At 63.9% G+C, this 14396-nt stretch carries 11 protein-coding genes; 2 read left to right on the top strand and 9 right to left on the bottom strand.

The genetic code is table 11. The features are described 5' to 3' along the window. Window positions 1-12: 12 nt before the first annotated feature. The 9 genes from ACK4HJ_RS16715 to ACK4HJ_RS16675 all read right to left on the bottom strand — a co-directional run bounded on the left by ACK4HJ_RS16715 (window position 13) and on the right by ACK4HJ_RS16675 (window position 9392). Entirely contained in the window at window positions 13-447 is a 435-nt protein-coding gene (locus ACK4HJ_RS16715; RefSeq protein WP_409833656.1) for a DUF2147 domain-containing protein, read from the bottom strand. Between the two features lie 44 nt (window positions 448-491). Beyond that, window positions 492-2288 (bottom strand): acyl-CoA dehydrogenase C-terminal domain-containing protein, encoded by a 1797-nt coding sequence (locus ACK4HJ_RS16710; RefSeq protein WP_409833654.1) that lies wholly within the window; start codon window positions 2286-2288, stop codon window positions 492-494. Window positions 2289-2293: 5 nt separating this feature from the next. Then, window positions 2294-3043, bottom strand: coding sequence for a TetR/AcrR family transcriptional regulator (locus tag ACK4HJ_RS16705; RefSeq protein WP_409833652.1), 750 nt, complete (start codon window positions 3041-3043; stop codon window positions 2294-2296). 157 nt (window positions 3044-3200) lie between these two features. Continuing rightward, a complete protein-coding gene (gene slmA / locus ACK4HJ_RS16700) occupies window positions 3201-3875 on the bottom strand; it encodes a nucleoid occlusion factor SlmA (protein WP_409833650.1) in 675 nt (224 codons plus the stop codon). 176 nt (window positions 3876-4051) lie between these two features. Continuing rightward, window positions 4052-5503, bottom strand: a complete 1452-nt coding sequence (locus ACK4HJ_RS16695) for an ATP-binding protein (protein ID WP_409833692.1) — start codon at window positions 5501-5503, stop codon at window positions 4052-4054. A gap of 132 nt (window positions 5504-5635) precedes the next feature. Then, entirely contained in the window at window positions 5636-6328 is a 693-nt protein-coding gene (locus ACK4HJ_RS16690; RefSeq protein WP_409833649.1) for a response regulator transcription factor, read from the bottom strand. A gap of 184 nt (window positions 6329-6512) precedes the next feature. Continuing rightward, entirely contained in the window at window positions 6513-7403 is an 891-nt protein-coding gene (argB, locus tag ACK4HJ_RS16685) for an acetylglutamate kinase (RefSeq protein WP_409833648.1), read from the bottom strand. A gap of 88 nt (window positions 7404-7491) precedes the next feature. Further along, the gene (locus ACK4HJ_RS16680) at window positions 7492-8595 is read right to left on the bottom strand and encodes an MraY family glycosyltransferase (protein WP_409833646.1); all 1104 of its coding nucleotides are present in this window, start codon (window positions 8593-8595) and stop codon (window positions 7492-7494) included. Beyond that, window positions 8592-9392, bottom strand: coding sequence for a glycosyl transferase (locus ACK4HJ_RS16675; RefSeq protein ID WP_409833644.1), 801 nt, complete (start codon window positions 9390-9392; stop codon window positions 8592-8594). Before ACK4HJ_RS16675 ends, ACK4HJ_RS16680 begins: the two co-directional genes overlap by 4 nt. A gap of 85 nt (window positions 9393-9477) precedes the next feature. Here ACK4HJ_RS16675 and ACK4HJ_RS16670 point away from each other — a divergent pair, with 85 nt between their 5' ends. Both ACK4HJ_RS16670 and ACK4HJ_RS16665 read left to right on the top strand, forming a co-directional pair. Beyond that, window positions 9478-13407, top strand: a complete 3930-nt coding sequence (locus tag ACK4HJ_RS16670; RefSeq protein WP_409833642.1) for a methyltransferase domain-containing protein — start codon at window positions 9478-9480, stop codon at window positions 13405-13407. A gap of 25 nt (window positions 13408-13432) precedes the next feature. Beyond that, the gene (locus ACK4HJ_RS16665; RefSeq protein ID WP_409833641.1) at window positions 13433-14350 is read left to right on the top strand and encodes a glycosyltransferase family 2 protein; all 918 of its coding nucleotides are present in this window, start codon (window positions 13433-13435) and stop codon (window positions 14348-14350) included. Window positions 14351-14396 lie beyond the last annotated feature (46 nt).

The raw sequence follows: 14396 nt of genomic DNA, 5'->3' as shown, positions 1-14396 counted from the left end.
ACGGGAATGGGGTTACTGGACGCGGATCCAGGTTTGCGTGCGGCCGAACGGGCCGACAGAGCCCCGCACTTCGAGCTTCTTGCCGCCCTCGATGGGGGTCAGGCGCAGGGTGTAGTTGCGGCCGTTCTCGGGGTCGAGAATCTTGCCGCCCTCCCACACCTCTTTGCCGTCAGCCTTTTTGGCGCCGCGGATGATCTCCAGCCCGAGGATGGGCTTGCCCTTGCGGTCGTCCGAGCACTCGTCGCAGACCTCATCGGGCTTGGCGTCCTTGAGCAGGCGCTTCTCGATCGCGCCGTTGAGCACGCCGCCGGCGTCGCGGATGCGGATTTCGGCCTTGGCTTCGCCGGTCTTGTCATCAATGTTGCGCCACAGGCCCTCGGGCGTCATCTGCGCCCAGGCCGGCAGCGCACCCGCTACCAAAAAAATAGCTGCTACCGCTTGATGCATAAGCGCTCCGTGCCAAAAACAGGTTGAAATCCGCAGCGTGCACATCAAGCCAGCGCCAGGTCCGTGTCCATCAGCACCTTGCTGCCAGCACGGGCCGTGCGCATCAGCGTGGTGGTTTCGGGGAACAGCTTGGCGAAGTAGAAGCGGGCCGTCTGCAGCTTGGCGCCGTAGAACGGGTCGGTGTTGCCAGCGGCGATCTCGCGCAGGGCCACCTGGGCCATGCGGGCGAACAGGTAGCCGAACACCAGGTGGCCGGCCACGCGCAGGTAGTCCACGGCGGCAGCGCCCACTTCATCGGGGTTTTGCATGCCCTTGAAGCCGATCTCGGTGGTGAACTTGGTCATCTGGTCGCCCAGCATGGCCACGGGGTTGATGAACTCGGCCATCTTCTCGTTCACGCCTTCTTCTTCCACCAGCTTGCCGATCAGCTTGCCCAGCTTCTTGAGCGTGGCGCCCTGGTTGCCCAGCACCTTGCGGCCCAGCAGGTCCAGCGACTGGATGGTGTTGGTGCCTTCATAGATCATGTTGATGCGGTTGTCCCGCACGTACTGTTCCATGCCCCATTCCTTGATGAAGCCATGGCCGCCGAAGACCTGCATGCAGGCGTTGGTGGAGATGTGGCCGTTGTCGGTGATGAAGGCCTTCACGATAGGCGTGAGCAGCGCCACCATCTCTTCGGATTCGGCACGCACCTTTTCATCGGGGTGGCTGTGCACCTTGTCCAGTAGCAGCGTGCAGAATATCTGCAGCGCGCGGCCGCCTTCTGCGTAGGCCTTGGCGGTGAGCAGCATCTTGCGCACGTCGGGGTGCACGATGATGGGGTCGGCGTCCTTGTCCTTGGCCTTCACGCCCGACAGGCTGCGCATCTGGATGCGGTCCTTGGCGTACGCCAGCGCATTTTGGTACGCCACTTCGGTCAGGCCCAGCGACTGGTTGCCCACGCCCAGGCGGGCGGCATTCATCATTACGAACATCGCGGCCAGGCCCTTGTTGGGCTGGCCCACCATGGTGCCGATGGCGCCGTCCAGCGCGATCTGCGCGGTGGCATTGCCGTGGATACCCATCTTGTGCTCCAGGCCTGTGCAGAAGATGGGGTTGCGCTCGCCCAGGCTTCCGTCGGCCTTCACGTTGAACTTGGGTACGACGAACAGGCTGATGCCCTTGCTGCCCTTGGGCGCGTCGGGCAGGCGGGCCAGCACCAGGTGCACGATGTTGGGGGTGAAATCGTGCTCGCCAGCGCTGATGAAAATCTTGTTGCCGGTGAGCTTGTAGGTGCCGTCGGCCTGGGGTTCGGCCTTGGTGCGCAGCAGGCCCAGGTCGGTGCCGCAGTGGGGTTCGGTCAGGCACATGGTGCCGGTCCACTCGCCGCTGGTCAGCTTGGGCAGGTAGATCTTCTTTTGCTCTTCGGTGCCGTGGGCGTGCAGGGCTTCGTACGCGCCGTGCGACAGGCCGGGGTACATGGTCCAGGCCTGGTTGGCCGAGTTCATCATCTCGTAAAGGCACTGGTTCAGCACAAAAGGCAGGCCCTGGCCACCGTAGGCCGGGTCACACGACAGTGCCGCCCAGCCGCCTTCGACGTACTTGGCGTAAGCGTCCTTGAAACCCGCGGGAGTCTTCACCTCGTGCGTGGCTTTGTCGAGCACGCAGCCTTCGGAGTCGCCCGAAATATTGAGCGGGAAGGTCACTTCGGCAGCGAATTTGCCGGCTTCTTCGATCACGGCGTTGATGGTGTCCACATCCACCTCGGCGTGGGGCGGCATGGCCTTGAATTCATCGCTGACCTTGAGCACTTCGTGCATGACGAATTGCATGTCGCGCAGGGGCGGCGTGTACATAGGCATGGGGTTTACTCCTTGGAGGTGGTGGTTTGGTTGGAAACTTTGCGGCGCGATGCGGTCGGCAGCTTGGCTACGGCGACGGGCGCCGTGGCCGGGGCGGCCGATGCGCTGTAGCGCGCAAGAATGTTGTGAAAACCCCGGATGGCGCGATCCAGCGAGCCGGGGTTTTGCAAGAAGCGGGCTTCGTAGTGCAGCGCAAGAATGAGCCCATGGATCTCGAACAGCATCTGCTCGGCATCCACGTCAGGCTGCAGTTCGCCCAGTTCTTTGCACTGCTCGATGGCGCGGCGCATGGCCGTGTGCCAGGTCATGACCGAACTGGCCAGCGCGTCGCGCACGGGGCCGGTGCGGTCGTCAAACTCGACCGCACCGCTGATGTAGATGCAGCCCGAGTCGATTTCGATGGACGTGCGCTTCATCCAGTTGCCATACAGCGCGTGCAAGCGCGCCAGGCCCCGGGGGGCGGCCATGGCGGGGTAGAACACTTCCTGCTCAAAGCGGGTGTGGTATTCACGGATGACGGAGATCTGCAATTCTTCACGCGAGCCGAAGTGGGCGAACACGCCGGACTTGCTCATGCCCGTGACATCGGCCAGGGCACCAATGGACAGCCCTTCCAGGCCAATGTGCGTGGCCAAGCCCAGCGCCGCCTCGACGATGGCGGCCTTGGTCTGCTGGCCTTTTTGCAAGGCACGGCCAGTGCCAGCACTGGCGCGTGGCCTGCGGGTCGGCGGGCGGACATCGGGGGTGGAAGACATGGCTGCAAATAAAAACGAACGTTCGTTCTATTCTGCAGCAAATTCCCTCACAGGCCAAAACCCCCGGAAAAAATAGGGAGGACCACCCAAACCCGCGTTGCGCCGCTGCCACCTGTCCGGGGGTGCGGCGGTGCAGAGAACCCGACTGAGCAGGCTCTTACAGCACCAGCGCCAGACTCGCCTCCAGGTGCTCGGTCGGCATGCGCTTGAAGCCCGAGCGCGCGTAGCGCTGCAGTCGCCCCACGGCAAACGCTGTCAGCACGCTGGCCGCCACTTGCGCGTCCACCGTGGGCGTAGCCGACGCTGCATGGGCCGGGCGCAGGCACTGGCGCAGGGTGGATTCGATACGGTCGAAGAACTGGTTCATGCGCTGCTGCAGCCGTTCGTGCTCGAACACGAGGGCGTCGCCCACCATCACGCGCACCATGCCGGGGTTGCGTTCGCCAAACTGCAGCAGCAGCGCCACGATGCGCGCCGCTTGCCGGGCACCGGCCTCGGCCGACTGCTCGGGGTCGGGCACCCCGCCCGCGGTATCACGGCCCGTGATCTGGGCTACCAAGGTGAACACGGTCTGCTCGATGAAGTCGATCAAACCTTCGAACATCTGCGCCTTGCTGGCGAAGTGGCGGTACAGCGCCGCCTCGCTGACGGACAGGCGCGCGGCCAGCGCAGCGGTGGTGATGCGCTCGGCCCCGGGCTGCTCCAGCATGGCTGCCAGAGCCTGCAAGATCTGAACGCGCCGCTCGCCCGGCTTGGGCCGCTTGCGCACCGCAGGGGTGTCGCTGGCGTCGGCGGGGCTGGCGGGCTCGGGGTTGGGCGAGAGTTCAGACATGCAGGACCGGGACTCGGGTGGGACCGCGTTGTGCGGCCGTTGGCCCCTGCCCCCGTCACCCGCCGGGTGGACGGGCCCCGGGGTGCGGCAGGGCGTAAATCATGTGTGGAAATGATTCTCGCACAGGGTCTGCAGGCGCCGGAATCAAGAGCGCCTGCCCCTTTGCCAAGCCTCGGCTACAGCCGGAACATCACGGTGACGACCAGCCCGTGCCCCGCGGGCCCGGTACCCAGCGTCAGCGATGCGCGGTGCACCCGCGCGATCTCATCGGCAATGGCCAGGCCCAGGCCCGTGCCCTCGCCCACCGTGCCGGGCACACGGTAAAAGCGCTGCATCACCCGCGTGCGCTCAGCCTCGGGCACGCCCGGGCCGTCGTCCTCCACCTCGACGAATACGCGCGGCGGGCCCGCGCGGCCCTGGCGCATGCCGCAACGGATGGTGACGATGCCGCCTGCGGGCGTGTATTTGATCGCGTTGTCCACCAGGTTGGACAGCAACTCGCGCAGCAGCCAGCCGTGGCCGGTGACGTGCACGGGCTGCACGTCCAGCCCCAGGTCCAGGCCCTTGCCGGTGGCGGCGTCCAGAAAGGTTTCGAGCAGGGTCTCGCACAGGTCTTTCAGATCGACCCGCTGCGGAGGCTGGGCATCCAAGCTGCGCGCATCGGCGCGCGACAGCGCCAGCAGCTGGTGGGCCAGCTGCGAGGTGCGGCGCGTGGCGTTGCGCAGCTTCTCGATCTGATCAACTCCTAAAACAATAGCACCTTGCGCACGCCCCTCCTGCGCTAGAGGCACTTGTTTATCAAAATCCGGCAACGGCATGCGCGGCGGTGCCGCCGCCTTGGCCATCATGGCCCAAGCTTCCACCTGGGCCTGCAGGCCCGCCAGCGGCGTGCGCAGCTGGTGCGCTGCGTCGGCCACAAAGCGGCGCTGCCCCTCGGCCTGGGCGTTGACCAGCGCAAACAGGCGGTTGAGCGAATGCACGAGCGGGCGCACCTCGGCTGGCGATGCCGCCTCGTCGATGGGGCTGAGGTCACGCGGCGAGCGGTGCTCCACAGCCTCCGCCAGTTCTACCAGCGGCTTGAACGCCCGCCGCACAGCCCAGTGGATGGCGAGCGCCGCAGCGGCTACCAGCACCAGGTTGGGCAACAGCACGCGCAGCAGCAGCTGCTGTGCCCACTGCTGGCGCGGGTCGGACCCGTCGGCCAGAGCGACCACCATTTCGCCCGCACCGGTGCGGCCCCGCTGCACCGCCACGCGGTAGGTCACGCCGCCAAACTCCACGCTGTGGAATTCGGGCGCCTGGGTGGTGGGTACGGCGCTGTGCACCCAGGCGTCGCCCAACAACAGCTTGCCCTTCACGTCGCGCACGCTGTAGCCGGCAAAACCGGCGTTCTGGCGCAAGAACTCGTCCACGGGTGGCGCCAGCAGCATCAGCGGGGGCTCGTTGTCGCGGATGGGCGGGGCCAGCACCGAGTCAGACAGCGCAGGCAGCAGGCGCAGCAGCCTCTGGTCATGCCGGCTGGCCGCCTCGTCGGCCGAGCGGTAGTCCAGCCACACGCCCACAAACGCCAGCGCGCACAGAGGCAGCACCAGCATCAGCAGCAGCCGGTTGCGCAGGTCTGAGGTCATCGCCCGCAGGCCGGGCCGCAGGCGGGTGGGGGGCCGGGGCTCGGGCTGTGGCTGCATGGGGTGTGGCCGCCTATTGCTGCGTTGCCGTAGGAGATGAAGAGGCGTGCCAGCCTGGCGCAGCAACCCTGGCGCTCAGGCGGCCTGCAGCTCCAGCCGGTAGCCAAACCCACGGATGGAGCGGAGCGCCACACCGTGCGGCTCCAGCTTGCCGCGCAGACGCGACACGTACACCTCGACCGCGTTGGGAGTGATCTCTTTGTCCCAACCAGTCAGGGCCTGCAGCAGCTTGTCTTTGCTGGCGGGCTTGGGCGCGTTGATCAGCAGGTACTCCAGCACCGTCCACTCGCGGGGGCCCAACTCGATCACCTGCTCGGCGTCGCCATTGCGGATGCTGGCACGGCGCCCGGCCGTGTCCAGCTCCAGCGGGCCAAAGCTGAGCACCGCCGTGGTGGCGGCCTGCGATCGGCGCAGCAGGGCCCGCAGGCGCGCCAGCAGCTCGGGCAGCTCAAAGGGCTTGACCATGTAATCGTCCGCGCCCAGGTCCAGCCCCTGCACCCGGTCATGCAGGGCATCGCGCGCGGTCAGGATCAGCACCGGCATCGCGGGGCTTGCCATGTCGGGGCGGCGCAGGCGGCGGGTCAGCTCCAGCCCGTCCATCGCGGGCAGGCCGATGTCAATGATGGCGGCGTCAAAGGATTCGGTGCGCAACACCTCTTCGGCCCGCTCGCCGCTGCCCACCCAATCCACGGCGTAGCCGGCATCGGTGAGCCCCAGCTTGATGCCGCTGGCCACCATCACATCGTCTTCGACCAAAAGCAGGCGCATTTTTCAGTGACCTTGTGCAACGGATACGCCCCACGGAGTCGGCAGCTAGCGCGATCCATAGCGGTGGCAGCCATGCAAGGGCCGCCGAGACACCATGGGGTCGCTGCGCCTCCGTGCGCTGGCTGCGTCCCCCTCCCGCGTAGCGACAGAGGGGGAAGACGCGAAGCGGCTCAGGGGGAGCATTTCAATGACTGCGGATCATCGTGCCGTAGGCCTGGTCCGTCAGAATTTCCAGCAGCATCGCGTGTGGCACGCGGCCGTCGATGATGTGCACCGCATGCACCCCGGCCTTGGCGGCATCCAGTGCACCGGATATCTTGGGCAACATGCCACCGGAGATGGTGCCGTCGGCAAACAGCGCATCGATCTCGCGCGCCGTGAGGTCCGTGAGGAGATTGCCCTGCTTGTCCAGCACACCGGGCGTGTTGGTCAGCAGCATGAGCTTTTCCGCCTGCAGCACGGTGGCGAGCTTGCTGGCCACCACGTCGGCGTTGATGTTGTAGCTTTCGTTGTTTTCGCCAAAGCCAATGGGACTGATAACAGGGATGAAGGCATCGTCCTGCAGCGCCTTGACCACGCTGGGGTCGATGGACACGATGTCGCCCACCTGGCCCACGTCGTGCTCGATGGACGGATCCTTGCTGTCCACCATCTTGAGCTTTTGCGCGCGGATCATGCCGCCGTCGCGGCCGGTCAAGCCCACTGCCTTGCCACCGGCCTGGTTGATCAGGCCCACGATGTCCTGCTGCACCTCGCCGGCCAGCACCCATTCGACGACTTCCATGGTCTCCGCATCGGTCACCCGCATGCCCTGGATGAACTCGCCCTTCTTGCCCAGCCGGTTCAGCGCCGTCTCGATCTGCGGGCCGCCGCCATGCACCACCACCGGGTTCATGCCCACCAGCTTAAGCAGGACCACATCCTCGGCAAAGTCGGCCTGCAGGGCCGGGTCGGTCATGGCGTTACCGCCGTACTTGATGACCATGGTCTTGCCATGGAACTTGCGGATGTAAGGCAGCGCCTGGGCCAGGATTTCAGCCTTGTCGCGCGGGGCAATCGAAAGAAGGTCGGTCATGGGGGCGGGCCATCCGGTGTAGAAAACTGTGAGGCGCAAATTGTGCCGCATTCAGGGCAGGTGTTAATGCGCCGCCCCCAGTCCACGCTCAGTGGCGCAGCCAGTGCGGCACCTTGAACCGCACAATCGCAAAGTACGCCATCACATAGGTGATCACAAAAAGCGCGCAAAACGCCATTAACAGCGGCGTGTTGCTCCAGAAGAGCACGGCGGGCACCACTGTGAGCAGGGTGAAGCCCCACAAGTACGGCGAGGTGCGGTTGTTGCGCATCAGCACCCGGCGCGACTCGTCGTCATGAAACACCCCACGCACGATGCGGCGATAGATCAGTTGGTGAAAATGCAGAGCGTCCGCCACACCCGGCGACACCCCCCGCACCGCCTTGCGGTAGATGGAAAACATGGTCTCCCACACCGGGTAAATCAGCAACAACATGGGAAACCAAGGCGACACGTCCGAATTGCGCTGCACCAGCGAGATGCTGGCCAGCGCAATCACCACGCCCCATACATACGCCCCGCCGTCCCCGGCAAACAGCATGCCGCGAGGGTAGTTCCATACCAAAAACCCCCCCGTAGCCGCTGCCGTGGACACCAGCAGGGCCGCCAAGGCGCGGTCGCCCACCTGCAGCGCCACATGGGCCAGAGCCAGGCACACGATGAGCGCCACCATGCCGGCCAGGCCGTTGTATCCGTCGATGATGTTGAAGGCGTGGGGGAGGCCCGCGACGGCCAGCACCACGATCGCAATGCCAAGCCAGGGCACCGCGCTCATGACGGCGTCTGCGCTGGGCCAGCCCAAGCGGGGAAGCGTGAGATCAAGCAACGTGACCGCGAGCACACCGGAGGCGCCGGTCAAAATAAGACGGTACCGCACTGACAGGCGCTGGGTCATGTCTTCCGCAATGCCACCCAAGGCGGCCGGCAGCAAGGCCAGGAGCCATCCTCCCGCCCAAAGCCCCAGCCGAAGCGAGCCTGGGTCGCCCCATTGGAGCGTCTGCAGCATGCCCAACCCCCACGCAATGCTCATGCCCAGCAGCAGCGCCGCGCCTCCCAACCGAGGAATGTCGCCCAGATGGAACCGCTGGGGCATGGTGTCACCATAGACCGCTGCATGCTCCCGCCCCCATCGCACAATGAGCCCTGCAGCCAACGCCGCCATCAAGAAACCAACCACAGACAACCAGATCATGGGGTGCCGATGGTACTGCTCCCGGCTGACGCCGACGTTAGCAACTGTTGCGCCTGACGGTACACCGGCGACCGCCAAAGCCTGAAAATACTGCGCACATGCCACGCTAGGTGGATGGCCCTGCGCCCGCTGGCCCGCTGGCCAGCGTGGACGATGCGCGCCTTGGCACGCACCAAACGCAGCCCGCGGAGGCGTAACCGCAAGCAAAAATCCACATCCTCGCAGTACATGAAATATCTCTCATCAAAACCACCCAAGGCATTCCAAATCCTGCGTGGCACCAGCAAACACGCGGCATTCACCCATTCCGCCCGGGTTTCACGACGGCCCAGCAAGCGCCTCTGCAACAAGCGCAGCGGTGTGGGCACCTCGCGCTCACTGTCTTGCACTTGGCCCTCCTCGTCCAATTGCACGGGATAGGCACATCCCACCCCCGAGGGAGTAGCCGCAGCGACCAGGGCGTCAAAAGGATCCAATCCGTCGTCCAGCAAGATGACATCCGGGTTGAGTACGCATACAAAATGCTCAGAGCCACCCGACAGGGCACGGTTGTGGTTGGCTCCAAAACCCATGGGCGCTTGATTCCAGCGGACTTCCAGCTCAAATGGCCAGCCTGCGCTGGGCGGCAGGATCAGCTCCTCTGGCACGTTATGGGTTAACACCACTCTCCGCACCGAATCCGCACAACGCCGGGCCAGCTGTTCCAGCAGGCGTTGAACGAGCGCGCCGTGCCCGTGACTGACGATAGATACGACCAGGCTTGGTCTCGACTGCAGGGCAGTTTGCGAAAGATTCATGGGCATGTATTGTCTGCTGTCCCCCGGGGCGCTCGGGCAACAGGGGCTGTGCAGCGGGGCACAACCCGCCCGGCATAATTCGCCAATGACGAATTCCATTGACGATCTGCACGTCTATTTGCGTTCTATTGCAGAAGGAGAGCGTACGTCCCTGTCGGTGTTGGCGAACTTGGTTCACGAAGGCGCTACCGTCCTCGACCTGGGTTGTGGCAGCGGGGCCTTGGGACAATATCTGAAAGAAACACGCCGTTGCACAACCGACGGCGTGACTTTGAGCCAGGCAGAAGCCGACCATGCCGCGCCACACTACCGCCGCGTGGACGTTGCCGATCTGGAAACTGCCAACCTGCGAGAAATGTTTTCGGGGCAGCAGTACGACTACATCGTGTGCGCTGATGTTCTGGAGCACCTGCGACGTCCCGAACTGGTGCTGGCGGCCTGTCGCGACCTGCTGGTACCGGATGGACGTTTGCTGATGTCGGTTCCGAACGCCGGATACATCGGACTGGTTGCCGAGTTGCTACAAGGCGAGTTTCTGTACCGAGACGAGGGCCTGTTAGACCGCACCCATTTGCGTTTTTTCACCCGACGCTCGTTGTTGCGCTTTCTTGCAGAACAGCGCTGGGCACTGGACATTGTTGACTCGGTGTCCCGCCCGCTGCCCGATTCAGAGTTCCATGTCGCGTTCGATCAACTGCCCCCCTCCGTTGCGCGACACCTTCTTTCTACCGCAGACGCCCTGACTTACCAGTTCATCTGCGCGGCGCATCCTGTGAAACAGGTGCCAGCCGAACAACAGGATGCTCTAGGGCTGCAAACTGGCACCGACCGAGCACAGGCGCTCTTTACGGCGCAGCTCTATTTAGGTCATGGGGGCAAATACAGAGAGGACAACAAACTCACGGCAACAGGCGTCATCGGCCAACTGCGCCAGACCCTGGTGTTTGAACTAGCTGTACAAAATGAGCCTTTGACTCAACTGCGGCTCGACCCTGCGGACCGCCCCGGCTTTGTGCATCTTCACAGCCTGCATCTGCGTACCACCGCAGGTGAAACCTTATGGCGCTGGGTGGCAGAAAGCGACGGCGCATCTTTGCTTGCAGAAACATCCCATCAGCAAATAGTTTGGCAGACGCCTTTTGCAGCGTCTGCGGGTTTGACGCTGTTGCTGACGGGTGACGAGCCGTGGTTCCAATTACCTATTGCGCCAGAGCTCTTGGCCCGCAGTCCATGCGAGGGTCTTCGCTTGGACGTGGAATTGGGTTGGCCCATGTCGGCTGACTACGCGGCGCTGGCCGCCACCGTGTCACCACTGCTTGAAGAGCAACAGTTCTTGCGAAACCAAGTTGCGCGCATTCCACACCTTTTACAAGAGCACGAAAAATTGGCGCTGGAGCACACGCAACTGCATCATTTGCATGCAGAGCTGCACCGCCAGTTGGCCGCTGAGCAGCGAGAGCGGCACCACCTCTTCGCAGAGCGTGACAAGGCCCAACAAGAAATCACCCAGCTCCACGGTCAGTTACGCGGCATGGCTGCCCACGTTGAGAACCTGAGCAACCTGCGTTCCGTGCGCTACACCCGTGCACTGAGCCGTTGGCTGCGCCCCTTCCCCATTGAATCCGTGCACGGTACACCCACCCCATCCTCCTCTGCATCAAACACTACCGTACTCGCCCCTCTGCAGGACGATGCGCCCGTGTCCGCACCAATCAGCGACACCGTGGACATCATTGTTCCCGTGTACCGTGGTCTGGCAGATACACAGCTCTGCGTGGAATCGACGCTGGCCAGCCCGGTCGCGGCAGGCTACCGTCTCATCATCATCAACGATGCCAGCCCCGAGCCCGCAGTCACCCAGTGGTTGCGCGAAAAAGCGGCCCAGGAGCCGCGCATCACGCTGCTGGAGAACGAGCACAACCTCGGCTTCGTGGGCACCGTCAACCGTGGGATGAAGCATTCGAAGCACAACGACGTGGTGCTTCTCAATAGCGACACCGAAGTCGCCAACGATTGGCTGGACCGTCTGCGCCGCGCTGCGTATGCGTCGGTCAAAGTGGGCACGGTGACGCCTTTTTCTAGCAATGCCACCATTTGCAGCTACCCGGTGTTCTGTGCCGCCAACCCGCTGCCCGATGGCGAAACCACCGCCAGTTTGGACCAGCTGTTTGCCACGGCCAACGCGGGTCATAGCATTGACGTGCCCACCGGCGTCGGCTTTTGCATGTACATCCGGCGCGACTGCTTGAACGAAGTCGGCTGGTTTGACGAAGAGCACTTCGGCAAAGGCTACGGCGAGGAGAACGATTTTTGCCAGCGGGCTCTCAAGCTCGGTTGGCGCAACCTGCACGCGCTCGACACGTATGTGCTGCATACCGGAGGCGTGAGCTTTGGCGAGAGCAAGAGCCCGCGAGAACAGGCCGCCATGGCCACATTGCGAGGCCTGCACCCCACTTACGAGCGGCAGGTGATGGCGTTTGTTCAGCAAGACCCCGCCCGGCCCGCCCGACTGGCGGTTGATTGGCTGCGTGCCACCCGCAGCGGCTCAAAGCCCGTGGTGTTGGCAGTACAGCACGCCCGTGGCGGTGGCACTGAGAGACATGTGCTGGAACTGGCACAAACCCTCGCAGACGCGGTGACCTTTCTTTCAATTCGGCCTTATGGCGCTCACCATGTCGTGCTGCAGCTGGTGGAAACCTGGCGATCCTCGGCCGCAGATCAAGCCATTCGCCCCCCCATCGCGGCGCTGTCTGAAACCTGGCGCGCAGTCTTCGACCTCAACCACGAGCAACCGCAATTGCTGGAACTGCTGCGCACCATCGGCGTGGCACACGTGCACTTTCACCACATGCTCGGGCACCATCAGTTCAGTTGGCAGCTTCCTGGCGCACTTGGCGTGGGCTATGACTTCACCAGCCATGACTTTTACAGCTTCTGCACCAACATCACCCTAACAGGCAAAAACAACCGGTATCAAGTTGACGCCCATGGCGAGTGCTGCGGTGGCGAACACCCGCCATCCATGCCCCCAGTTGCGGACCAAATCACCGACTGGCGCATCCGCAACCGCATTTTTCTAGAGGGCGCCCGCTTCGTTCTATCGCCCAGCCTCGACACCGCCCAGCGCATGCTCACGGCGTTCCCGTCAGCGCGTGTGCGGTGGGCGCCTCACACTGACTTGGAGATTGGCGCATTGGCCAGCCCCCGGCCGCGCCCGTTGTATCCCCAGCAACGCCTGCGGGTGGTGGTGATTGGTGCACTCAGCATCATCAAGGGCGCAGAGGTGCTGGAAGCCACCGCCCGCGCGGCCCAGAAGAACGGCATACCGGTGGAGTTCCATCTCATCGGATACGGTTATCGCCATCTTCAGACCAATGGCACGGCGCTTACGGTACATGGTGAGTACGACGACGCAGCGCTTCCTGCGCTGCTGCAGCGCCTCGCGCCAGATGTCGCGTGGTTCCCCGCGCTTTGGCCAGAGACCTACAGCTACACCCTCAGCGCGGCTCTTGACGCCGCCCTGCCCGTTGTGGTGTCCAACCTGGGCGCGCTGGCGGAGCGCGTGGCCAATCGCCCTTGGACCTGGGTACAGGACTGGACCAGTACGCCGGAGCAATGGGCGGAGCTGTTTGGCCGCATTCGCGAAGCTTTTCTTGAGAACAAGGCCGCAACAGATGCGACACCGGTTGCCCCAGCACTATCCCAAGCACTGACAGACCTGCAGGAAAAGCTGGGCACCTGGAGCTACGAGGCGGATTACCTTGCGTTTGCGCCCGCGTCCTCAGCGGCCAACGCTAAACAGGGTGAAACTGCACCGGCACCGTATGCCAGCAAAGCGCAGCAAATTGCCTTTCAGTTCGTCACCGGCCGCACCCTCCCGGCAGCACCGCGGCACTCCGGCGGCCTGCTGTACCGCAGCGCACTGCGGCTTCAGCGCATGCCTCTTCTGGGCCCTGCGATGCGCGCCGTGCCGCAAAGCTGGCGCTACCGCGTCAAGCGGTTGCTTAGCCGCTGACATGCGCAAACTAACCTGACAGGCCGTGAAGAACCCCTGCGTTGTGGCCGTGGTGGCGGTCTACTTTCCGGACGGGGCAGCGTTGGCGAGGCTACTGCATCGGCTGGCGCTGCAAGTGCAGCACGTTGTGATAGTGGACAACACCGAAGGTACGCCTTCAACATCATTGCAGAGCACTGCCTCCACCTCCCAAACGTGGCTTTTGCTGGGCCGCAACACTGGCATCGCCCACGCGCAAAATTTGGGAGTCGAACTGGCCCGAGAGCGGGGGGCAACACACATACTGTTCATGGACCAGGACAGCCTACCGCCCGCCGACATGGTGCCCCGTCTGCTTCACACGCTGGCCAGTGCTGCACCAGATCGCCATGTAGCGGCCGTGGGTCCACTGTGCCGGGACGTGAAGACGGGCCGCATCATCCCGCTGATCCAAAGGCGTGGATGGCGGATTCAACGCACAGTGCCGGAAGGGCCTGAACCCATCGGTGTGGAGTACATCCCCGCGTCTGGCACGTTAGCGCCCATAGCTGCCCTGGAACGTGTGGGTCCTTTGCGCGCCGAGTACTTCATCGATAGGGTCGATGTGGAATGGTGCCTGCGGGCGCGTCACCTGGGAATGGACATTCTGGTGGAGCCCCAATGCGTCATGCAGCATGACCAGGCCACACGCACAGTGCGATTGCTGGGCCGCACGCTTTACATTGGGCGCGACTTTCGCGCCTACTTTCATGTGCGCAATTCGGTGGCCATGGCAACAAAAGCGGCGATATCGCCCTTCTGGCGGTTGGATCAGGGGATAAAAATCGTCCCCTACATATTGCTGCACATCTTGACCGCGCAACACGGCCGGACGCGAATGGCTGGCGTGCTTTTGACTGCGGTGCGGGATGGATTGCTGGGCCGCATGGACAGAGGGCACTACGCGCAGCGACTACTCCGCTAAGCCCGCACACGGCGCGTAGGAGCCCGCCCCTTCAAAAAGGATAGCT

It is taken from the genome of Acidovorax sp., assembly GCF_046294525.1.
Taxonomy (GTDB): Bacteria; Pseudomonadota; Gammaproteobacteria; order Burkholderiales; family Burkholderiaceae_C; genus Acidovorax.
The sequence above is the reverse complement of the archived record's forward strand: the minus strand, read 5'-3'. Positions and strand labels throughout refer to the sequence as shown.

Coding starts and splice junctions, on each gene's coding strand:
- ACK4HJ_RS16715 (WP_409833656.1), bottom strand. CDS start 447: ATGCATCAAGCGGTAGCAGCTATTTTTTTGGTAGCGGGTGCGCTGCCG.
- ACK4HJ_RS16710 (WP_409833654.1), bottom strand. CDS start 2,288: ATGCCTATGTACACGCCGCCCCTGCGCGACATGCAATTCGTCATGCAC.
- ACK4HJ_RS16705 (WP_409833652.1), bottom strand. CDS start 3,043: ATGTCTTCCACCCCCGATGTCCGCCCGCCGACCCGCAGGCCACGCGCC.
- slmA (WP_409833650.1), bottom strand. CDS start 3,875: ATGTCTGAACTCTCGCCCAACCCCGAGCCCGCCAGCCCCGCCGACGCC.
- ACK4HJ_RS16695 (WP_409833692.1), bottom strand. CDS start 5,503: ATGACCTCAGACCTGCGCAACCGGCTGCTGCTGATGCTGGTGCTGCCT.
- ACK4HJ_RS16690 (WP_409833649.1), bottom strand. CDS start 6,328: ATGCGCCTGCTTTTGGTCGAAGACGATGTGATGGTGGCCAGCGGCATC.
- argB (WP_409833648.1), bottom strand. CDS start 7,403: ATGACCGACCTTCTTTCGATTGCCCCGCGCGACAAGGCTGAAATCCTG.
- ACK4HJ_RS16680 (WP_409833646.1), bottom strand. CDS start 8,595: ATGATCTGGTTGTCTGTGGTTGGTTTCTTGATGGCGGCGTTGGCTGCA.
- ACK4HJ_RS16675 (WP_409833644.1), bottom strand. CDS start 9,392: ATGAATCTTTCGCAAACTGCCCTGCAGTCGAGACCAAGCCTGGTCGTA.
- ACK4HJ_RS16670 (WP_409833642.1), top strand. CDS start 9,478: ATGACGAATTCCATTGACGATCTGCACGTCTATTTGCGTTCTATTGCA.